Genomic DNA, 18,593 nt, shown 5'->3' with positions numbered 1-18,593 from the left:
CCTTTGAACATTCTGTCTTACAACACAAAAACCCTCAAGTCCACACGGGCTTGAGGGTTATACGTGCGTGAGAGGATTCGAACCCCCGACACCTTGGTCCGTAGCCAAGTGCTCTATCCAGCTGAGCTACACACACTCATTGCTTATTGCAAGTACAGAGTATAAAGCTATCCTCGTGCTTTGTCAACAACTTTTTTTGTTTTTTATTTTCGTCTTTGCACCGCTCAGCGCAGCACTTCCATGATACAGAAATCCCGACTCTCGCCGGCAAGCTGCACCATGAGTTTTTGCATGTGGCGCTCAGACAAATCCCCGCGCACAGTCAGCAAAAAGCGCACTGCCTGCCTGTCCTCCGTATAGGACAGGAGCTCCATCTTTTCCATATTGTAGCCGTAATCGCCGACCATGCTGAGAATCGAAGACATTGCATTCGGGCGGTTCGGGCGCGTCAGCAGGATTTTGACCTTGCGGCTCGGGAACTCGTAGGGGACATTCGCAAAAAGCCCCTCGTACTGCGCGGGATTCCAGTCATAGAGCAGGCCGTACTGATACATGCGGCTGGTCTCCATGATTTTCCGCACAATCGCGAGATACTCGCGGCGCACTACCTCGGGCACATCGTTTCCGAGGCGCTCCAAAATGGCTTCCTCCCGGTCGGCGCGGTAGATCTTCGTCTCTCCCTCGGAAGCCTTTGCCTCCGCGACCTCTTTGGAGCAGGCAAGGCGCTGCAATAAGAGCGCCTTGATCTCCTCATCGAGTGCATCAATTTTGTTTCGAATCTCTGTCAACTCCATTGCTGTTTCGATTTCCTTATCTCTTGATTTACTCTGCGACCAGATCCTTGTTCTCCGGATGACCGTCGAACCAGTGCTGCGCATAGGGGCAGGTCAAGACCGCCTTCTTCTTCTCGTCCCGGAGACGCTTTGCGAGCTGCTCCATGAGCTCACCTCCCACGCCCTGTCCCTGCAGAGACGGATCCACTTCCGTGTGCTCCACATCCACCGTGTCGCTGTTCACCGCCGGAAATTGTACACAGGCGAGCTTCACGCCATTTTCATCATAGCCGACAATTTCATTCGCCTCATTCTCGTACCGCAATGCCATAAAAGCCTCCTCTGATTGCTGTGTCAGGTTACCGGGTAACAAAAAAAATATAGCATATCCGCAAGCAGTTTTCAAATCGCGCGCACGCGTAAAACGAAGAAAAAAGAAGCGCAGCCGCAGGGTCGCGACCGCACTTCCTCTTCTGTTTCTACTGCCTTACTGCTTGGTATCGCCGAGCTCTCCGCCCTCCACGACAATCGCATCCGGGTTTGCCGCGTCACCGAAGACCGGCTTCAGCGTCTCGTCATAGTCCTTGTGGAAGAAGTTCTCCTTGCCGAGCGTCACAATCTCCTCGTTCAGGAAGTTGAGGAGCGTCTCATTGCCCTTGGCAACCGCCGCCGCAATCGTGTCGTAATCACCGAGGCTGTCAATGCCGACCTCAAAACCCGGGTTCGCCTTGGCCCACGCGATGACCTCGGTGTTGTCGGTCGAGAACGCATCGCCTCTGCCGTCAAGCAGCGCATTGTAAGCGTCCGCATAGGCATCATACTTCTGGAGCTTCACCTCCGGGTAATTCTTCTCAAAATAGGTCTCTGCCGTGGTGCCCTTCGCAATGATCAGCGTCTTGCCCTTTAACTCATCGACCGAATGAATGACCGCCTTCTCCGGCGAAACGACGCCGAGCGCGACCTTCATGTACGGCTTTGCAAAGTCGACCTGCTCCGCTCTCTCCTTCGTGACCGTGAAGTTTGCGAGGGTAATGTCCACCTTGCCGGTGTTGACATATTCCGCGCGCGCCGCCGGATCCAGCGAGGTGAACTCCACCTTGACGCCGAGATCCTGCGCAATGCGCTGCGCATAGACCACATCGTAGCCCTGGTTCACGCCGTTTGCGTCCACATAGCCGAACGGCGCCTTGTCCGTGAACACGCCGATGCGAATCACACCGGACTTCTTAATCTCATCCACGGTGCGGAAGGTCGTCTTTCCGCTGCTCGCGGCCTTTGTCTCCGCCGCGCTGCCGTCTGCCTTCTTGCTGCCGCCGCAAGCGGCGAGCACGCCGAGTGCAAGTGCCGTCACTGCCGCCAATACCAAAGTCTTCTTCATCTTTATTTCCTCCGTCTGTTCCTGCCTGTGTTTTTCGTCTCTTCTTAAAAAAGTTAATCTACTTCCGTCTTTCGGCTTTATGTCTCACCCGGCGGTGACATCGGTCCGTGCGCCCGAGGCGGTTTCCGAGCCGCTCTGTTCTCATTGTATATGCTCTCATGCGCTCTTCTCTTCCTTCCGACTCTTTGCGATAAACTGAAAATTGTTGAGGAAGGTGCGCGCACGCTCGGTCTTAGGCGCCGTGAAGAACTCCTCCGGCGTGCCGGTCTCGACAATGTGACCGCCGTCCATGAAGACAATGCGATCGGCCACGGCGCGGGCAAAACTCATCTCGTGTGTCACAATGAGCATCGTGAGCCCCTGCTCCGAGAGTTCCATGATGACATCCAGCACTTCGCGAACCATCTCGGGATCGAGCGCTGCCGTGACCTCATCAAAGAGCATGAGTTCCGGATGCATCGCGAGGGCGCGCACGATTGCGACGCGCTGCTTCTGCCCGCCCGAGAGCATGCGCGGATAGGCTTTTTCCTTGTCCGCGAGATTCACGCGCGAGAGGAGCTCTCTCGCTTCGGCCTCTGCCTCTTTCCGGCTTCTCTTCTGCACCTTTGTGGGCGCGAGCGTAATGTTATCGAGGATATTCATATGCGGGAACAGGTCATAGCTCTGAAACACCATGCCGAGCTTTTGCCGCACCGCCGGCAGCGCACTGTTTTTGAGTCCGCTGATGGTTTCGCCGTCCAGCCGGACTTCGCCGCCCTGAATCTCTTCGAGGCCGTTGATGCAGCGGAGAAAGGTTGATTTGCCGCTGCCGGACGGCCCGAGAATCACAACCACCTCTCCCTGCCGCACATCCAGATTCACGCCTTTCAAGATCTCCGCATCGCCGTAACTTTTCTTCAGCCCGCGTATGCTGAGCTGTACGTCCTGCTTGAATTCCTTCATTTGTCTACCTTCCCTTCTCACTCGAACCACTCAGACTGCCCAGCGTTTTTCCAGGTAGCGCGCCAGCATCGAGACGGGCCAGCACACCAGGAAATAGAGGAGAAATATGACACCGTAAATCGGCAGTGCCGCCGTCGGATACTGAAAGCGGTTCGCGTCAATAATTTGCTGTCCCGTTTTCAGGACTTCTACGACGCCGATCAGAACAACCAGCGAGGTGGTCTTAATCATGCGCGTCACAAGATTAATCGCGAGCGGCAAGAGACAGCGCAAGGTCTGCGGAATGATGACATAGCGGCTGCACTGTCCCGGCGTTAAGCCGAGTGCCGCAGCGCTCTCGTACTGATGTCTCGGGATACTCTCGAGCGCGCCGCGCACCAAATCTCCCATCTCCGCCGTGCCCCAGAGCACAAAGACAAAAATCGAACTGAACTCTCCGCTTAAGCTTAGCCCGAAGATGCGCGCACTTCCGAAAAAGACGAGAAAGAGCAGCACGAGCTGCGGCATGATGCGGATAAAGTCGAGGTAAATGCGGCTTAAGAGTTTCGTGACCGGATTTTTTCTTGTCATGAAAAGTCCGAAGAGAATGCCGAGCGGAATCGAGAGTACCACGGCAATCAGACTGATCTTGATGGTGACGCCGAGTCCACCGAGCAGACGCTGCATATTGTTGCCTGCGAGCAAAATGGAGAGCGGCGATGCACTCGCTGTATTAATTGCCAAAGCCTGCATAGCGAAGCCTCCTTTCTACCCAGCTGCCAAAGAGCGAAATCGGCAAGAGTAACACGAGGTAGGCCATGACCAGCATGAAAAGTGCCTCCGGGGTCTGATAGTAAATGCCGATCAGGTCTTTGGTGACATACATGAGATCTGCGAGGGCGATGCCGCTGAAAACCGAGGTCTCTTTGATTAAGAAGATCATATTTGCGACGAGAGACGGCACCGAGACCGCCATTGCCTGCGGCAAGATGACATAGCGCATGGTCGCTGCCTGACTCATGCCGAGCGAGAGCGCCGACTCGGACTGAATCCGCTCGACCGTCTCAAGCCCCGCGCGAAAGGTCTCCGTCATATAGGCGCCGCCGAGAAAGCTTAAGCCTATGATGCCGCAGATCTCCGGGCTCAGGCGTATGCCGATCTTCGGAAGTCCGAAGTAAAGGAAAAATAACTGCACAAGGAGCGGCGTGTTGCGCGAAAGCTCCACATAGACCGCGACCAGCTGCCTAAGCCCCGGAATCCGGTAATAGAGCGCAAGGCTCGCAGCAATACCGATTACAACGGAAATTGCAATGCCGATCACAGCGATTGTGAGGGTCAGCTGTGCCGCCGTCACATACATCGGCAAAAACCGCTCCATAAACGAAACATCCATCTGCGCTCTCCTCTCTTTTTTATCAAACCCTATTTCCTACTCATTTGGAAGGTTTTTCGTATGATAGCATTGCCCACCGACCCTGTCAAGTATCACACAAATATTTTTCCGATTTTCTTGACACTCAGGAATTTCTAGTGTACTATCTATGTAGTTCGCAAGTGCAGTCTTGCAGAAAGGAGCTTCGATGCAATTCGACGAATCGCAACCGATTTATCTGCAGGTCGTTCTGCAGATCAAAAAAGAGATTGTCACCGGCCGGAAGAAAAACGGCGAGAAACTGAAGTCGGGACGGGAACTCGCGCTCGAGTATCACATCAACCCCAACACGGCGGCGCGCGTCTACCAGACTCTCGAGGCCGAAGGTGTCGCGTTCACGAAGCGCGGACTCGGCACTTTCGTGACAGAAGATGCCGCGGTCAATGTGAGCCTGCGGAAGGAACTCGCGGCGGACTTCATTGCCCGCTTTAAAAAAGACATGTCCGAAATCGGCTTTACCGAGGAAGAAATGCGGACACTCATTTGAACCAAGGAGGTTATTCCATGCTGGAAGTAAACCATGTCAACAAGAGCTACGGCGGCAAGAAAGCGCTGCAGGATTTCAGCTGTGTGCTGGAGCCGGGTGAAATTTACGGTTTGCTCGGCGCAAACGGCAGCGGTAAGACCACGCTGATGAAACTGATTGCCAATCTGATTCTGCCGGACAGCGGCGAGATACTCCTGAACGGAACACCGGTCTCCGCCGCAAGCCGGGCGCACATCGCCTATATGTCGACCGAGCCCTATTTCTATCCCTATATGAAGATTAAAGATGTCGGCGAATACTACCGCGACTTCTTCGCGGACTTTTCGCAGGAGACCTACCGCGAGATTCTGGACGCCTTTCAGCTGAATCCGAATCTCCGCACCAAGAGTCTCTCCTCGGGCATGATGGCAAAGGTGAAGGTCGCCGTCACCATGTCCCGGAAGGCGGATGTCATCCTGCTCGACGAGCCGTTGAACGGCATTGACTTGATTGCGCGCGACCAGGTCATGGATCTCATCATCTCCCGCGCGGGACATGAGTCGGCACTGCTGCTCTCGAGCCACCTCGTCGAAGAGATGGAGCGCTTTATCTCAAAGGCTATTTTCGTAAAAGACGGCAACATGATTGCGGATCTCGATGTCGAAGAGCTCCGCGTCAAAGAAGGACTCTCGCTCGCCGAGAAGTACCGGCAGCTGCTCGCCTGAGCCCGTAATGCTTTGCCTTGTAGGCAGGAAAGGAACCGATCTACTATGATGCATCTCATCAAATACGAGTGGAAAAAAACACTCTTTCTGAAACTGTTTCTGCTTGCCGTCGTGCTGATCGGCGAGGCTATCTTTTTATACTGTGCCTTCACCAGAGACTTTGATTCGCTCGCTATGAACGTGAGCATTCTCATTCTGTCCCTCGGACTGATGCTCTCCCCCATTATCAGCATTCTGCAAAACCTCTCTCTCTTGCAGCGCGAGCTGAACTGCAAGGAAGCCTACATGCTCTACCTGACGCCGCACAACAGTTTCACCATTCTCGGCGCGAAGTGGATTCTCAGTCTGATGGAGACCGTCATCTGGACTGCGCTCGCTGTTGCTTTCGCAACGATAGACACCCTGCTCCTTATTCATGTGACATTCGGTTTCACTCCCGATGTCATGGCCAGACTCAACGAACTCGTACAGGTTGCGCTCACGCCGAAGACGCTCCAGATCGTCCTGCAGATTTGCTTCCTTTTCTTCGCCGGTCTCCTGCAGTTTGAGAGCATCGCGGTGATTGCGATTGTGCTGCAGGCCACCTTCCTCCACTGGAAGCGCGGCTCGGGCTTTGTGATTCTCGTTCTCTATCTCCTGCTCATGTATCTCAGCACGACGATTCTCATGCACCTGCCGTTTTCTTCCTACATGCTGTTCCCCTTTGCGGGTTCCTATATCAGCATGCGCGCCCTCGGCCAGGTTCTTGTGAGCCTTCTGCTCTCCGCCGCTTACTTTGTGATTTCGGCCCTGCTGCTCGAAAAGAAGCGGAACATCTGAGTCAATGCATCACGATGGCGAGTATATCGCCATCAAAAAAGAGTCGACGACCTCCCCCTTTGTCGTCGATTCTTTTTTGTTGCGTCATTGGCACGAGAAAACAGAAAAACCCCGCAGCGCCTGCTCTGACTCGCGCTGCGGGGTTTTTTATAACTTCTATTTTCTGTCCTATACCGCTCAATCTTCCAGAAAGCGCACGCTGCCGGTCTCGATGTCATAGACTGCCGGAACTACAACGAGCTTCTGCTCGGGACAGTATTCGAGAAGCCGCGCCGCAAGATCGGCCGCCTCGGCTCTCGCATTCAGCTCGACGGCGCGCAGGTAGTCGGTCTCCCGCCCGATACCGGCGCGAATCCGCTGTCCCATGTGCGCGAGTGCGCCCGAGAGCTCTTCGCCGGAGAGCGTCGCCTTCACACCGCCGCACTGACTGTGCCCGAGCACCACAAAGAGCTTCGCGCCGAGATCCTGCGCCGCGTACTGCGCCGAGGCGAGTATCGAAGTGCCAAGCACATTGCCCGCCGCGCGCGTCACAAAGAGCTCGCCGAGTCCCGCCGAGAAAATAAATTCCGGCACGACGCGCGAATCCGAACAGGTCAGCAAAAACGCGTAGGGATACTGTCCCTCGCGCGCAAGGCTCTCCCGGCGCGCGCTGTCGCACGGCAGCTCCTGTGTTTTTCCCGCCACAAAACGCGCATTGCCCGCCTTCAATTTTTCAAGTGCCGCGGCAGCCTCCGGGCAACGTTTCAAAGCTTCTGTCAAATTCTGATTCATGTATGTTCCCTCAAAGCAAAATTCAAGTTTCCCAAGTCTTTTCAAAGCGATCCGGCGAGACATAGAGCTCTTTTAACTTTGCCGTCCCGCTGCCCCAGTCGGGCAACTGAAAATGCGGTTTATCCACAATCGATTTCCAGTCGCCGCCCCACTCGAGCCCGAGCGCCTTGCCCATGGCACCGACCTTTTCAAAAAAGCGGTCGCCATCCTCGTAGGGCGGCTTGCCGTCGTCCCGGCAGAAGTCAAAGGCCGTGCCCCACTGGTGGTGTGACGAATAAGAAGAGCCGCGCGCATTCGTCACTATGCTACCGCCCGCCGTCCTTCCGAGCGCGTAGAGCGCATCCTGCTCTTCCGCAGTGCGTACTTCCTGCGTGACGCGAATCGGCAAGCCGCGCGCCGCACACTGCGCGATCAATTTTTTCTGGAGGCGCTTTAAGCGCGGATGCAAGCGGCTCACATTATGACCGCCCGGCGCGGGTCTCTCCTCGAGACACACGCCGTCCTGATCCGCCCGATAGCGCTCGCCGTTCCAGGACACGGCTTCGGAGATCGCCATACTGCCGTCTGCTTTGAAATAGTAGCTCTTCCCCTTGTAGGAGCGCATCTGATTTCGCGCCATCTCGCCGTTGCTGCGGAGAAAGTACCACTTGCCCTTGTCCTTGACCCATTCATAGACCGCCATGCTGCCGTCCTCATGGAAAAAGTACCACTTGCCCTTCAACTGCTGCCAGCCGGTCAGCATGAAGCCGTAGGCATTTTTCGCCTCACCCGCCTTACGATCGCTCTCCTGCTTCAAATAGTACCAGCGCTCTTTGATTTTTTGCCAGCCGAGCTGCATGCTGCCGTTGCTTCCGAAGTAGTACCACTTTCCGTCGATCTCTTTCCAGCCCGTGACAAGTTCGCCGTTCTCGCGATACTGCCAGATTGTATTTTTCCTTTCCCAGCTTCCCATGCCTCACTCCAAGCCGCGCGAGCGGAGCGCCTCAATTACCTCGTCGTAATACGGTGTCGGGACACCGTATGCCGCGCCGAGGCGCTGCACCTCATAGATGAGCCCGTCGACTTCGGACTTTCTCATGTCCGCGACATCCTTCTGAAACGAGGTGGTCATCTCGGACGCAAGTCCGTCCACCACCTTAAGGCTGTCCGCCTCGCTGTAGCCGTCCATGGCGATGCCCATCTTCTCCGCAATCGTCAATACCTCGCGCACCAGACCGCGGTAAAAGTTCCGGTACTCACCCTCGCGCTGCAAATGTGCCGCTGCGATATAGAAGTAAGTGCCGACCGCACCGTGCGGCGAGAGGTAGGCGAATTTCTTCATGCAGTCGCGGCGAATGTTGTCACTCAGCACGGCTTCGACACCCGCCCGCGTGAGCTCCGTTTTCACTTCATCGAGGACCGGGCGCGCCTCCTCCGGCTTCCGGACGCCGTAGACCACACGCATTAAGTTGCCGAGTTGCCGGATTCTGCCCGCTTCCTCGACATTGCCCATCACATAAATACAGCCGTCCGTGACCAGCGGCTTCTCCAACTTTTTCTGTAACTTCTCTCCCGTCCCGAAGACATTGCAGAGCGGGATGATGACCGTGTGCTCCGTGGCGACGCGCTCCAGAAACGGCAGGACGCTGTCAATCGAATAAGACTTCAGCGCGAGGAAGATGACATCCGGTGTCTCGTTGTAACTCGCCTCATCAAACGCAGCGACCGGTGAAAATGTCTCCTCGCCGCTGTCTTTTACCAGCGTGAGCCCCTTCTTTTTGAGTGCTTCCAAGGTCTTACCGTGCGCCAGAAAGCTCACCGGAATTCCCGCGCGAAGCAGATAAGCGCCGAGCGTGCCGCCGACCCCGCCCGCGCCGATTATCAAATACTTTAACATGTGTTTCCTCCCTTCTTTCCGGGATACGCCCCGGCAGCATTTAACAAGCTCGATCATCGGAAGTCCGCCCTGCAGGAAAATAAAACCTCTGCAGTCTTTGCCGAACTCGTTATCACTGTCTCTAACTAAAAGATATCAAAAAACTCATAGCTCAGACAGACTGACTTACCTCCTGCATGGCATTGAGACGCAGCAAATCCTGGTGGATGTCTTCAAGCGTATACTTCCGCATTTCTGCCTCCATGGCGCTCTGAATATCGGCGAACTTATGATCCAGTATCTTATGAATGTTCTTGCCGACCGGACAGTTCGGGTTCGGATTCTCGTGGAAGCGAAACAGCGCCCCGCGCTCCACCGGCTCAATGGCCGCATAGACATCGTAGAAGGAAATATCCTTCAGTTCTCTCTCGAGGGTGATGCCGCCTGTGCCGCGCGCAATGCGAACAAGCCCCGCGCGCCGAAGCTGCGACAGAATATTCCGAATGATGACCGGGTTTGTCTGTATGCTGCTCGCCAGAAAGTCGCTGGTCATTTTGTGGGTCGCCTGAAATGCATCCACACAGGCGAAAATGTGAAGGGCAATGCTGAAACGACTGGATATTTGCATGGCTACTCCTTTGCGTCTGAAATCATATCTCTTATTTTAACGCAGCTAAGCTGTAAACACAATCTTTACAGAGTCTCGCAAAACTGCGCAGGCGCTTCCTCAAACTTCTTACCGAAACTTACGACTTTTGTAAGAAACCCCCTCTATTTCTCCCTATTTTTTTTTGCAATAGGGGTTACAATAAATACAGATAAGTGGGCCGTTACATTCATTTTCTACCGGACAACCCGAAGTCTCAGAAAGGAGCAAAGCATGTCAAGAAACCGTATCTTATCTCGTGTTTATTTCGTGAGCCTCATGAGTATTTGCTGCATGTACTTCTGCTGGTGTATTTCACTGATCCCCCTCAAGTTCTTGGCGCGCCCGATTCACTTTATGGAACAGTGGCTCTTTGTTCCTATGCTTGCCACCGGTTTAATCACTTGGCTGTTCGACAAAGACAAGTGGTTCACCGGCAAGTTCACCAAGAATTATCATACCAGCGAACAGTGGAAAGATTTGTATCCGCGCACATATCGCCTAGAGCAATTCACCATCTATCTCGTGAGAAATTCTTGGAAATATTTTCTGCTACTCTTTTTGCTCTACTGCATACTCTACGGAAGCGGGATTCTCAAATAAATAAACAAGACAAGTCGGGAATATACGGTGTATGTATTCCCGACCTGTCTCATATTTCATGCACAGCAAAATAAACGGAACCGTCAGCCCAGAAGCGTTTTGGCCCGTTTCAATACGGGAAGCTCCCTTTTTGCGAGCAGTCTACCGAGACGGCTGTCCAGTCCTGCCTCGTACGCTGCCAAAGCCTCCTCATAGCGAAGTTTCATTTTCTTCAGATGAAACTCCTCTTCTTCATCCCGGGTGAGCTTGGTCTCGCCGAAGGACTTTACCCTGCAGAGAAAATAGTGGTTTAGGTTATGGCTATGGGTACCGTCAAGATTTATGCGCAAATTAGTTTGCATCCTCTGATTAAATGAAGTCAGCCCGCAACATAACGAAGCCGAGCAAAAAACGGCATTAACGCTGAGTTTCCATCCGGAAATGTGCCTACAACACAGGTTCTACGCCGAATCTCGCGATTCAGACGCTCAATCGTATTATTCGTCCAAATCTTCATCCAATGTTCGCTTGGAAAATCGTAGTAAGTCAGAGTTTCTTCGATACTCTCAGAGACTTTCTTAGCGACTTCTTTCAGCTTCATCCCCTGAAGCTCGGCGACTATAGCCGCAACTTTTTCTCGCGCAGCCTTTTTACTCTCTTGTGCATGAATTGCTTTCAGCATTTTTGCCACAAGCCTTACCTTAGATCTCGGGATAACCGAGAAAATGTTGCGATAAAAATGGACTGTACAACGCTGATACTTGGCCTCAGAAAGCACTTCACCTACAGCTTCCAGCATTCCAAGGCACTTGTCTCCGACAATGAGTTTTATGTCATTTAAGCCTCTTTCGCGCAGCCACTGAAAAAAGTTGACCCAGCTGGATTTATCTTCCTTCATTCCCTCAGCAGCGCCAATAACTTCACGAAAACCATCTCGATTGACTGCAATCGCAACCAGAATCGCCACATTTTCGTATTCACCGCCCCAGTTGCGACGAAGATAGATTCCATCGACATAGACGTATGGGTATTCTTTCCCTGTCAAAGGGCGGCTTCTCCATACTTCGATGCGAGCATAGGCCTTCTTATTCAGCTCGCTGATTGTTCCCGGAGAGACTTTAGTTCCCCAGAGTGCTTCTGTGATATCCTCAACGCGACGGACAGACACACCTGCCAGATACATCTCGATAAGAGCCTCCTCAACACTACTTTCACGACGGCAATAGCGTTCAATGGTAGCAGTCTCAAAAGGAATTCCCTTTAAACGTGGCATATGTAGCGTAACATCGACGGAAGTCGTTGTAAGGTTTCGGTCATAGTGTCCGCTTCGATAACCCTGGCGCGCTTCATTACGCTCATAACGAGCCGCTTGTGTAAGCATTTCGGCTTCTTTTTCCAGGAGTTCATTCAAAGTCTCCTCGACACTACCACGAACCAGTTCTTTCAGCTGCCCCTTGATAACTTCCTCGTTGAACTGTACAATCTTATCAGACATGGTTTGTAGTCACCTTTCTGAGTGTTGTCTCGCAACTTCATTCTACCAGAGGACTGCAAACCATGTCTTCTTTATATGATTTTCAATTTGCGCAACTTATCATACTTTATCAAATCCAGGGAGCAGCTTGAAACCGAAATCAGGGAGTATCTCACCAGTACGTTAAATTGACAGATGAACCTATCATCCTTTGGATAATGAGAGTCAAGGCTACAGTGTACAGATTTGGTTACACTATAGCCTTGTACGCTTAATGGGCATCCGACGATGGCCTGTATGCATTAAAGTCTGGTGCTTCAAAATTCATTGTAACATTGTCCATGATGAAATTATAAAAATTGTCCATTTCGCTCGGTGTCCAGCATTTTTCTGCATTCTCCGCCAAATATTTTCTCCCCGTTTTTAATATTTCAAATCTGGATTCATAAATTTCAATATAAATTGGCGACAGAATCTCATCGTGTAAAAACTCTGAAAACAGCATGGGTTCTATTCCCATATCATAATCCTTCAGCAAAAACCTATATAGGAAACGCTCTGTTAGTCTGTGTCTCATTTCTTTGATGTTTTCACCATTTGCCAGATTTAGCCATTCGTTTTGAGCGAACTCGCCGCAGTATAGTATTTTTAACAATCGATCCGCATCCTCATAGTCAATATGAAGGTGTTGCTTTAGGTGATTAACAATAATTGAGCAAATTGTGTAGGAAAAGCATGCAATCTCCTTGTCAGTGAATTGATCATTAAGCTTATATGGGTTTTCCTCATCATTGACAAATTCATGCAACAGTGATTTTACTATAGAGCATTTATACCAATCCTCTATGTTTTCATCTGATGCATCAGTATAGATTTCTTCCCAATAGTACCCGTTCTTCTCTAAATCATCGAACATCGCTGGATATACTTTTTCCTGTTCAAAGTATTTGGCACTGCACTCTGAGAAGAATTTGCTGTTCCACCACTCTTCGATGTTAATTCCTGCTCTGATTTTTTGTTCTATCTCTCGACTTTCGGCGGGTGGTATCATTTCATTAACAAATTGAACGCAATATTCTATGTATAAAGCATCCACCTTTTCAAAGAAACATTTTCGTTGATTTTCAGTATACCACATCCTGCTCATATTCAGTAATCCGGTCATCCAAATAAACATGGGCTACCTCCAGAATCCGGTGTTAGTTGTTAAGCAATTTGTTGGTCAGCAGGCCTCTTCCCGGAATAATCTGTTGCAGATGCGTTTCATTTAGCTGTAGAAATGCCATTACATCATCTACATCATCTTGCGTTTTAAATCTATATGTGCGTTGGATAAAAGTATCATACGAAAATGTGCTTATATCATCCGGCAAGAACTGGATAATCTGTATGTCAAAATAGTTGTCCTCACTCGAAAAAAGATTTTTATAAACGGCGGCAAGATCAGCGACATTGCAGCACTCAGTTATGTAATTCAAATATCGCTCCTGATCTTCGGACATCATCTCTGCAAAGCAGAAATTCGTCTGCAGCAGGTGATTAAAGATAATATGCACCAGACAGAGCAAATCACTGTTCACATAGGGGATTATTTTACCCTTTCCGTCGAACTTGTACTTAGGTGAACAGGAAGCCAGCCTTTCACTTTCAAAAACAATATAGCAAGATCGCCGCCCCTTACCGTCTCCACAACGCCCTCCGTCCAAATCAATATGATAGATTTTCCCATCGTATCCTAAAATGATAATATCCTCATGTAAATCAGCAATGGAAAATCCGAACTTATTATTGGCGAAGATGATATCATCATAGACTTGTCGCTCAATTCTTTTGAAGTCGACCATCGAGAGAGGCTTTGCTTGGCTCAATGTCCTGCCACAGATAAATGGCCTGGAATAACAAATTATCCGAGATTGCCGTTGGTAAATCATTTTTTGGCAACACAAACCAATCATCAAAGCAATGCGAAACGCTTGATAACGCAATCAGGGTTGAAGTGTCATTTTTTATATCTTCGTCAAAAAACCCTCTGGTTGTGTCTTCTTCTGCGAACAGCTTAATGATTCTTTTCCCGTCCGGCGTAAGCCAAAGTTCGGTGTAAGACTCCGCTCCCACTTCCTGTGCTATGCGTTCACACTTGAGCGCAGATAACTCTGCATTTGAGACCTCATATATCGGAACCATAGGTTATCTGTAATTCTTTGCTTTTCCACATTCACGACAAACCTTGGAAAACAGTCCTTTGAACTCACCGCCACAAAAGGCACACCGACCTTGTCGGATCCACTGGAGCTTTTCCTCTTGAGCGGGAGGCTGTTCGGGCTTGGCTTCCTGTTGCGGATTGGCCGTTTGTGTATTGGATGTTCCTTGGTTGCCGCCAGAGGAATCGTTTCCGTACTTCCCAAAGCCAGAGGCTAATTTGGACTCAACACTGGAAAGTCCGGCTTCCTTTGCGGCCCGCTCATCCTTAACAGCTTTGACCACAGCATCGAATTTAGACTTCCATTCGGATGCACTGGAACGCAAAGTATTCAGTTGGGCAACAATCTCCTTTATCTGTTTGTCTGAATATTTAGAGATACCCTCTGCAAATTCAGTTGCATTGCATTCCCATGGTCTTGAAACAGATAAAATATCACAGTAATTCGGCATGTTGTCAACATTAAGAACAGCCTCTGGAAAAGAGTAGGAAGGTGGGACCAAATGTACCGTCATACCAGAAAAGTATTCTTTCCATGTTCCAGTGTCACTATCAAAGACAACATAAATTGGACTATAGTTTGTTGCATCAAGCTGAAGTCCATGTAAAACATCAGGTGTCCATTCCAATGTTTGTGCTGACTCAGTGGTAATTTCGGATTCCGCGACAATTCTTCTGTTCGTTAAAAATACGCTATGTTTTTCATATGAGTCACAACTAAAGAAACCGTACCCGCAGCATTCAGAAATCCCGTATTTTGTGATATTCATTTCCTGTCCCTCGCTTATTATTGGTATAGTGATAGTCAGCAATAAGTACGGTTAAGCACCAAGCTGTAATCCCGATAGAGGGTATAAGCTTCCTCGCACAGATTTTGCTCAATCAGTCTCAGCGTCCCAAGTACCAGTTCTTCATAGATTTTCTGGTAGATGCTCTGGCTATCCTCCCTCTGACTGATTGCGGCTACGATTTTCGGAGCGACCCGATAATACTCTTCGACCGCTTCCGGATGACGCTCCTTCACATAGGCATCTCGAAACGCTCTTAATGTGCCGAGCTCGTCGCAATCGTCGTTGAAGGATTGACTAAGAACCCGCATACATGCTGTTGTCAGATAACAGCCGGAATCATCTTTCTTCTCCGGCTCAACATAGGGATTACCCAACCAGTCTGTCTCAACCTTCTGCCTCCCCAGCCAATCAGTCTCGATCTTCGGATTGCCGATCCAGTCAGTTTCTACCTTATCGTTGCCAAGCCAATCTTTTTCTGCTTCCCACTCGCCCCAGAAGTTGCGGTAGTACCGTTTGCCGTCCTGTTCGATATACTCTCTTCCGTCTTTATCAATCTTCGGCATCGTGTGATTCCTCCTCCGTAAATCGTGGGGTTTTAACCGCCACCGTTACATTGACATTTCCTCTTCTTCCATTTGTTCCATATGCTCCTCATAGGATGGAACGTCTTTCATCGCTTCTTCCCACTTGTTCTGGGACGAGTCGTCGTCGTTGGACTGTTTGGAGTAGCCTTCGTGCTCCCGCAAAACCTCCCCAGACTCCTCCAGATTTCTCCGCTGAACATTTTCTTTGGATTCCATGAATCGACCTCCTCTCTAATAAGCTGATGACAGTATTGGTATATCAGGTAAAGGGAAAAATCTCCCTGTACTGAACGCAAAAAGCAATGATCATAATGATTTGTAGGAACCACAAGACCAGCAGAACCGCCTTAGCGGAAAACAGAACGTACCGATCTACGATACTTACCTCTGCATCGCATTTTGATGGTGGGGTCTTAAAAAAATCATTGATTTTCGTTGGTCCGCCGCCCTTGGCCTTGGATATCTTGTTAAAGGACAGCTTCGTGCAAATAAGCATGACAACATAGTAAAACAGCCAGAACCAGCGCAAGTCGACATAGGAGGATATTACGACCAATCCCCATATTGCTATGCAACTGGAAAAGATGATGGGGATTCCAAAAGCGCTGAGTATGTCCAACCCTTTCTTTTCGCGAAAAACTGCATCGAAAGTGGAGGCAATCAGCAGCAGCCAAAACGAGACACCTAAAACAATAGAGTGAAACGCCCCTATGCGAGGTCTCGAGCTCAGAATCAGATTCATCTGAGAGATAAAATCGCTGTCCCACCTGTTGGACAATCTGGTCAGAACTACGATGGTGACAATAAAAATGCACAGAGTTACAGTAGTTCCCGATGTTTTTCTAACCGATGTCATTTTGCTCCCCCACGATCTGCTTCGTTACATTCTGTATGCTGTTCTGACTTGCTCTGGCGATCCAGTCGACCGGCTCAATAACGCCCCACGGATCAAAGGGTGCCTGTTCCTTTTCGGCATGTCCTATGGCGCTGACCGGGAAATATGAAACATGCGAAAAAACGCTCTCCAAATTATTTAAGGAGTTTGCCAACCCGATATCAGAGAGATAGCGCCTGCACATGGTATCCCGTGCCTCATCAAAATTTCTGAACTGGGATTCATTGGATTTGTAATTGGCCTTGATTTTTACCATTCCGATTTTCTGTTTAATGGTAGATATATCCGCCTTGGCAATCACAACCGCTACCGGCATATCGCTCATTTTTCTGGCTCTGCGTCCGGCGACCTCCGAATATTTATTGATGAAGTGGATAATGATGTCCTCTGTGGAGTCATCAGAATAACCGTCCGCATATCCTGCTCCCAACGCGGATTCACACTCTTTCCTCACCGAGCGAACACTCAGCGGATCGACAATGATGATTACTCCATCGCTATATCCGAAGTTCAAGGGGTTCCGCTCATATTGTTCGCTCAAAATGATTTCATCGGGGACATCATAGAGGACGATTCCTTGGTCAGAATGGCCGCTCCCTTCATGGAGGACATAATACGCATGCACAGCATCTGTCGAGGATTTTTCGGTTCTGCCAGTTCTGTAATGCGTCTCCAGCAGATCAAAATCATCCGATGGAGAAACCTTGATTTTGCCTGCCGATTGCGCACTATTCGCATTCCTGTAAAGGTGCTGGAAAGCCGCAATATAAGCTGTTTTCCCGGATGAGTTTCCCCCGACAATTTGGACAGTCAGTGATTTGATATTCGCGCCCGCAAGCATCTGGTTACAGTTGGGGCAGTAGGAAGCCAGCTTCTTCCGTTTCGACATGGATGCGCATGGAATAAAATGACCGCATGAACATTTAGCCCAAATCACCCCGCACCGTCCCGGATACAGTTTATTATGAATCTTTCCGCAGTGAGGGCACTCAAAAGCCGGAAGTCGGAAAGTTGAGTAACACGTCGGACAGTGCTGCGTTTCATATGTTGACTTGTCTATCAAGTTAAATATAGGCATCAACGCCAGATTGATAATCCCCAGTAACAGGAGGAACAGCAAATATATCAGATTGACGATGAAATAAAATACTACGCCAAACACAGCCCGAAACAACATTTCTGTCATGCCAAGGATCGCCAGCGGGATGTAAGCCAGGGAAATCAGAAACGTTATGGTCTTTGATGTGTTTTCTATGTTCCCCAACCGAAACGCCAGTCCTGCGAAGCTGATGTAGGACCACGTCTTATCAAATAGGAGCTTATGCGCATCGGAGTAGATATGGCTGCGCTGATATTGACCAGAACCGCCTGAGAAGCTGAACATCAATTCGCAATCAGGTTTTGGCTTCCATGTGGATTTGTTCGCGATGATGGCTTTTATCAAACTAAAAATGATGTTTATGCAGGCCACGATCATCGCTATTTTAAGGGCAGTTTGGATAAACGGCGGGATCGCACCCCACCATTCTCCGATTTTGGATGTGGCCGCAGTAATGTAATAGGATAACTCCTCTAATTTGATTTTCAGGTCTTCCATAAATACTCCTCGCTCCTGCCTTCTTGCTGGTCACATCTCCTGACCGTTTTCTTCGCCCTGTTCCTCACTCTGCTCTTCGGCGGGCATCTCGTGGGCATGAGATCGGTTTTCGTGCGGGTCTTCGATCTGATAGAAATCGGGATTATTCATCCGATCATTAAACTCCTCTTGCGTGAGTCCCTCTTGCTCCGCCTGCTCCGCTTCGCGCCAGTGTTCATGTCCCGCCTTATGTCCCAGATCATACTGACCCTCGATAGGCTTATGGGTATGGGCGTCCAAAAACTGACCCTTTTCGTTTTTCTCGGCCCTGCGCTCTACTTCTTTCCGCACCTCTTGCCGGATATATGGACGATGGAGTGCCATAATCAATCACACTCTTCATCCGCGCCGAAGCCGCTCGACACCACAAAGGTGGCGTTCTCATCCTCCCGCTCTAAAGCGGTTCCGACTGCGCAGCTGAGGTAAGGCAGGACGCTCTTATCCAGCTCGAGGATCGTGTTGATATCGTAAACACCGATATTTTCGGGGTTGTTTACATACTCCTCATCCTCGTCCCCACAAAAGAAACGCCAACCGCTGTCTTGCGGATTCGAGGCGATTTCATGGTACATATACCGAACCTTGCGCTTACCATCGACCAACATCTTTGTCGCTAAGACAAAGCCGAACTTTTCCATTGTGGGT

The 18,593-nt window shown here is 50.2% G+C and carries 24 protein-coding genes, 1 tRNA gene and 1 pseudogene; 4 read left to right on the top strand and 22 right to left on the bottom strand.

Annotated features, from left to right (window positions below; translation table 11 throughout):
* Positions 1–62: 62 nt before the first annotated feature.
* The 7 genes from ACO4XG_RS05500 to ACO4XG_RS05470 form a co-directional block, all read right to left on the bottom strand.
* Positions 63–136: transfer RNA gene (locus tag ACO4XG_RS05500), tRNA-Arg, on the bottom strand.
* 88 nt (positions 137–224) lie between these two features.
* Complete coding sequence (locus ACO4XG_RS05495) at positions 225–794, bottom strand: chorismate mutase (protein ID WP_308509488.1); 570 nt, start codon at positions 792–794, stop codon at positions 225–227.
* A 28-nt stretch (positions 795–822) separates the two neighbouring features.
* Complete coding sequence (locus tag ACO4XG_RS05490) at positions 823–1,146, bottom strand: GNAT family N-acetyltransferase (protein ID WP_330670187.1); 324 nt, start codon at positions 1,144–1,146, stop codon at positions 823–825.
* A 114-nt stretch (positions 1,147–1,260) separates the two neighbouring features.
* Entirely contained in the window at positions 1,261–2,151 is an 891-nt protein-coding gene (locus tag ACO4XG_RS05485; RefSeq protein ID WP_308509486.1) for a transporter substrate-binding domain-containing protein, read from the bottom strand.
* A gap of 156 nt (positions 2,152–2,307) precedes the next feature.
* The gene (locus tag ACO4XG_RS05480; RefSeq protein WP_308509485.1) at positions 2,308–3,093 is read right to left on the bottom strand and encodes an amino acid ABC transporter ATP-binding protein; all 786 of its coding nucleotides are present in this window, start codon (positions 3,091–3,093) and stop codon (positions 2,308–2,310) included.
* Positions 3,094–3,123: 30 nt separating this feature from the next.
* A complete protein-coding gene (locus tag ACO4XG_RS05475; RefSeq protein WP_308509484.1) occupies positions 3,124–3,825 on the bottom strand; it encodes an amino acid ABC transporter permease in 702 nt (233 codons plus the stop codon).
* Positions 3,806–4,465 (bottom strand): amino acid ABC transporter permease, encoded by a 660-nt coding sequence (locus ACO4XG_RS05470; RefSeq protein WP_308509483.1) that lies wholly within the window; start codon positions 4,463–4,465, stop codon positions 3,806–3,808. The genes ACO4XG_RS05475 and ACO4XG_RS05470 overlap by 20 nt, the downstream gene beginning before the upstream one ends.
* Before the next feature lie 187 nt (positions 4,466–4,652).
* On the opposite strand from ACO4XG_RS05470, the gene ACO4XG_RS05465 reads away from it, so the two are divergent.
* Genes ACO4XG_RS05465 through ACO4XG_RS05455 form a run of 3 tightly spaced genes read left to right on the top strand, consistent with a single transcriptional unit; the run spans position 4,653 to position 6,514 of the window.
* Positions 4,653–4,991 carry a GntR family transcriptional regulator gene (locus ACO4XG_RS05465; protein ID WP_308509482.1) on the top strand — a complete coding sequence of 113 codons (339 nt, stop codon included), beginning with the start codon at positions 4,653–4,655 and terminating at the stop codon, positions 4,989–4,991.
* A gap of 17 nt (positions 4,992–5,008) precedes the next feature.
* Positions 5,009–5,695: an ABC transporter ATP-binding protein gene (locus ACO4XG_RS05460; RefSeq protein ID WP_009532292.1), complete on the top strand. Its 687-nt coding sequence runs from the start codon at positions 5,009–5,011 to the stop codon at positions 5,693–5,695.
* Between the two features lie 45 nt (positions 5,696–5,740).
* The gene (locus tag ACO4XG_RS05455) at positions 5,741–6,514 is read left to right on the top strand and encodes a hypothetical protein (protein ID WP_308509481.1); all 774 of its coding nucleotides are present in this window, start codon (positions 5,741–5,743) and stop codon (positions 6,512–6,514) included.
* A gap of 177 nt (positions 6,515–6,691) precedes the next feature.
* Here the strand turns inward: ACO4XG_RS05455 and ACO4XG_RS05450 are convergent, their stop codons facing one another.
* The 4 genes from ACO4XG_RS05450 to ACO4XG_RS05435 all read right to left on the bottom strand — a co-directional run bounded on the left by ACO4XG_RS05450 (position 6,692) and on the right by ACO4XG_RS05435 (position 9,768).
* Positions 6,692–7,285 (bottom strand): carbonic anhydrase, encoded by a 594-nt coding sequence (locus ACO4XG_RS05450; RefSeq protein ID WP_308509480.1) that lies wholly within the window; start codon positions 7,283–7,285, stop codon positions 6,692–6,694.
* Positions 7,286–7,307: 22 nt separating this feature from the next.
* Positions 7,308–8,237 (bottom strand): M15 family metallopeptidase, encoded by a 930-nt coding sequence (locus ACO4XG_RS05445; RefSeq protein WP_308509479.1) that lies wholly within the window; start codon positions 8,235–8,237, stop codon positions 7,308–7,310.
* A gap of 3 nt (positions 8,238–8,240) precedes the next feature.
* Positions 8,241–9,161 carry a ketopantoate reductase family protein gene (locus ACO4XG_RS05440; RefSeq protein ID WP_308509478.1) on the bottom strand — a complete coding sequence of 307 codons (921 nt, stop codon included), beginning with the start codon at positions 9,159–9,161 and terminating at the stop codon, positions 8,241–8,243.
* A gap of 151 nt (positions 9,162–9,312) precedes the next feature.
* Positions 9,313–9,768 carry an Rrf2 family transcriptional regulator gene (locus tag ACO4XG_RS05435; protein WP_308509477.1) on the bottom strand — a complete coding sequence of 152 codons (456 nt, stop codon included), beginning with the start codon at positions 9,766–9,768 and terminating at the stop codon, positions 9,313–9,315.
* Between the two features lie 252 nt (positions 9,769–10,020).
* Here ACO4XG_RS05435 and ACO4XG_RS05430 point away from each other — a divergent pair, with 252 nt between their 5' ends.
* Positions 10,021–10,389: a hypothetical protein gene (locus tag ACO4XG_RS05430; RefSeq protein WP_308509476.1), complete on the top strand. Its 369-nt coding sequence runs from the start codon at positions 10,021–10,023 to the stop codon at positions 10,387–10,389.
* A gap of 83 nt (positions 10,390–10,472) precedes the next feature.
* Here ACO4XG_RS05430 and ACO4XG_RS05425 read toward each other — a convergent pair whose 3' ends face one another.
* From ACO4XG_RS05425 to ACO4XG_RS05375, 11 genes and pseudogenes are all read right to left on the bottom strand, one after another.
* Positions 10,473–10,718 (bottom strand): NUDIX hydrolase, encoded by a 246-nt coding sequence (locus tag ACO4XG_RS05425; protein ID WP_308509475.1) that lies wholly within the window; start codon positions 10,716–10,718, stop codon positions 10,473–10,475.
* A gap of 32 nt (positions 10,719–10,750) precedes the next feature.
* Positions 10,751–11,863 (bottom strand): annotated as a pseudogene (locus ACO4XG_RS05420) (IS256 family transposase); the annotation flags it as partial.
* A gap of 250 nt (positions 11,864–12,113) precedes the next feature.
* A complete protein-coding gene (locus tag ACO4XG_RS05415; RefSeq protein ID WP_308507967.1) occupies positions 12,114–13,019 on the bottom strand; it encodes a hypothetical protein in 906 nt (301 codons plus the stop codon).
* Between the two features lie 22 nt (positions 13,020–13,041).
* On the bottom strand, positions 13,042–13,710 hold the full coding sequence (locus tag ACO4XG_RS05410) for a hypothetical protein (protein ID WP_308507966.1): 669 nt from the start codon (positions 13,708–13,710) through the stop codon (positions 13,042–13,044).
* Complete coding sequence (locus ACO4XG_RS05405; protein ID WP_308507965.1) at positions 13,664–14,026, bottom strand: hypothetical protein; 363 nt, start codon at positions 14,024–14,026, stop codon at positions 13,664–13,666. The genes ACO4XG_RS05410 and ACO4XG_RS05405 overlap by 47 nt, the downstream gene beginning before the upstream one ends.
* A 3-nt stretch (positions 14,027–14,029) precedes the next feature.
* Positions 14,030–14,812, bottom strand: coding sequence for a hypothetical protein (locus tag ACO4XG_RS05400; RefSeq protein ID WP_308507964.1), 783 nt, complete (start codon positions 14,810–14,812; stop codon positions 14,030–14,032).
* 35 nt (positions 14,813–14,847) lie between these two features.
* Positions 14,848–15,396 carry a hypothetical protein gene (locus tag ACO4XG_RS05395; RefSeq protein ID WP_308507963.1) on the bottom strand — a complete coding sequence of 183 codons (549 nt, stop codon included), beginning with the start codon at positions 15,394–15,396 and terminating at the stop codon, positions 14,848–14,850.
* A gap of 45 nt (positions 15,397–15,441) precedes the next feature.
* Positions 15,442–15,633: a hypothetical protein gene (locus ACO4XG_RS05390; protein ID WP_308507962.1), complete on the bottom strand. Its 192-nt coding sequence runs from the start codon at positions 15,631–15,633 to the stop codon at positions 15,442–15,444.
* 626 nt (positions 15,634–16,259) lie between these two features.
* Positions 16,260–17,909, bottom strand: coding sequence for a hypothetical protein (locus ACO4XG_RS05385; RefSeq protein WP_308507961.1), 1,650 nt, complete (start codon positions 17,907–17,909; stop codon positions 16,260–16,262).
* Between the two features lie 30 nt (positions 17,910–17,939).
* Positions 17,940–18,272: a GH-E family nuclease gene (locus ACO4XG_RS05380; protein WP_308507960.1), complete on the bottom strand. Its 333-nt coding sequence runs from the start codon at positions 18,270–18,272 to the stop codon at positions 17,940–17,942.
* Positions 18,273–18,274: 2 nt separating this feature from the next.
* Positions 18,275–18,586, bottom strand: a complete 312-nt coding sequence (locus tag ACO4XG_RS05375) for a DUF2185 domain-containing protein (protein WP_308507959.1) — start codon at positions 18,584–18,586, stop codon at positions 18,275–18,277.
* Between the last annotated feature and the right edge of the window lie 7 nt (positions 18,587–18,593).

The organism is Stomatobaculum sp., assembly GCF_057248925.1.
This window is presented reverse-complemented; position numbering and strand designations above follow the sequence as displayed.

Excerpts from the sequence above, each read along its gene's own strand:
- ACO4XG_RS05455 (WP_308509481.1), top strand. The coding sequence starts at position 5,741 with ATGATGCATCTCATCAAATACGAGTGGAAAAAAACACTCTTTCTGAAA.
- ACO4XG_RS05440 (WP_308509478.1), bottom strand. The coding sequence starts at position 9,161 with ATGTTAAAGTATTTGATAATCGGCGCGGGCGGGGTCGGCGGCACGCTC.
- ACO4XG_RS05380 (WP_308507960.1), bottom strand. The coding sequence starts at position 18,272 with ATGGCACTCCATCGTCCATATATCCGGCAAGAGGTGCGGAAAGAAGTA.
- ACO4XG_RS05485 (WP_308509486.1), bottom strand. The coding sequence starts at position 2,151 with ATGAAGAAGACTTTGGTATTGGCGGCAGTGACGGCACTTGCACTCGGC.
- ACO4XG_RS05405 (WP_308507965.1), bottom strand. The coding sequence starts at position 14,026 with ATGGTTCCGATATATGAGGTCTCAAATGCAGAGTTATCTGCGCTCAAG.
- ACO4XG_RS05390 (WP_308507962.1), bottom strand. The coding sequence starts at position 15,633 with ATGGAATCCAAAGAAAATGTTCAGCGGAGAAATCTGGAGGAGTCTGGG.
- ACO4XG_RS05465 (WP_308509482.1), top strand. The coding sequence starts at position 4,653 with ATGCAATTCGACGAATCGCAACCGATTTATCTGCAGGTCGTTCTGCAG.
- ACO4XG_RS05470 (WP_308509483.1), bottom strand. The coding sequence starts at position 4,465 with ATGGATGTTTCGTTTATGGAGCGGTTTTTGCCGATGTATGTGACGGCG.
- ACO4XG_RS05475 (WP_308509484.1), bottom strand. The coding sequence starts at position 3,825 with ATGCAGGCTTTGGCAATTAATACAGCGAGTGCATCGCCGCTCTCCATT.
- ACO4XG_RS05385 (WP_308507961.1), bottom strand. The coding sequence starts at position 17,909 with ATGGAAGACCTGAAAATCAAATTAGAGGAGTTATCCTATTACATTACT.
- ACO4XG_RS05435 (WP_308509477.1), bottom strand. The coding sequence starts at position 9,768 with ATGCAAATATCCAGTCGTTTCAGCATTGCCCTTCACATTTTCGCCTGT.
- ACO4XG_RS05445 (WP_308509479.1), bottom strand. The coding sequence starts at position 8,237 with ATGGGAAGCTGGGAAAGGAAAAATACAATCTGGCAGTATCGCGAGAAC.
- ACO4XG_RS05430 (WP_308509476.1), top strand. The coding sequence starts at position 10,021 with ATGTCAAGAAACCGTATCTTATCTCGTGTTTATTTCGTGAGCCTCATG.
- ACO4XG_RS05495 (WP_308509488.1), bottom strand. The coding sequence starts at position 794 with ATGGAGTTGACAGAGATTCGAAACAAAATTGATGCACTCGATGAGGAG.
- ACO4XG_RS05395 (WP_308507963.1), bottom strand. The coding sequence starts at position 15,396 with ATGCCGAAGATTGATAAAGACGGAAGAGAGTATATCGAACAGGACGGC.
- ACO4XG_RS05450 (WP_308509480.1), bottom strand. The coding sequence starts at position 7,285 with ATGAATCAGAATTTGACAGAAGCTTTGAAACGTTGCCCGGAGGCTGCC.
- ACO4XG_RS05375 (WP_308507959.1), bottom strand. The coding sequence starts at position 18,586 with ATGGAAAAGTTCGGCTTTGTCTTAGCGACAAAGATGTTGGTCGATGGT.
- ACO4XG_RS05415 (WP_308507967.1), bottom strand. The coding sequence starts at position 13,019 with ATGTTTATTTGGATGACCGGATTACTGAATATGAGCAGGATGTGGTAT.
- ACO4XG_RS05460 (WP_009532292.1), top strand. The coding sequence starts at position 5,009 with ATGCTGGAAGTAAACCATGTCAACAAGAGCTACGGCGGCAAGAAAGCG.
- ACO4XG_RS05400 (WP_308507964.1), bottom strand. The coding sequence starts at position 14,812 with ATGAATATCACAAAATACGGGATTTCTGAATGCTGCGGGTACGGTTTC.
- ACO4XG_RS05480 (WP_308509485.1), bottom strand. The coding sequence starts at position 3,093 with ATGAAGGAATTCAAGCAGGACGTACAGCTCAGCATACGCGGGCTGAAG.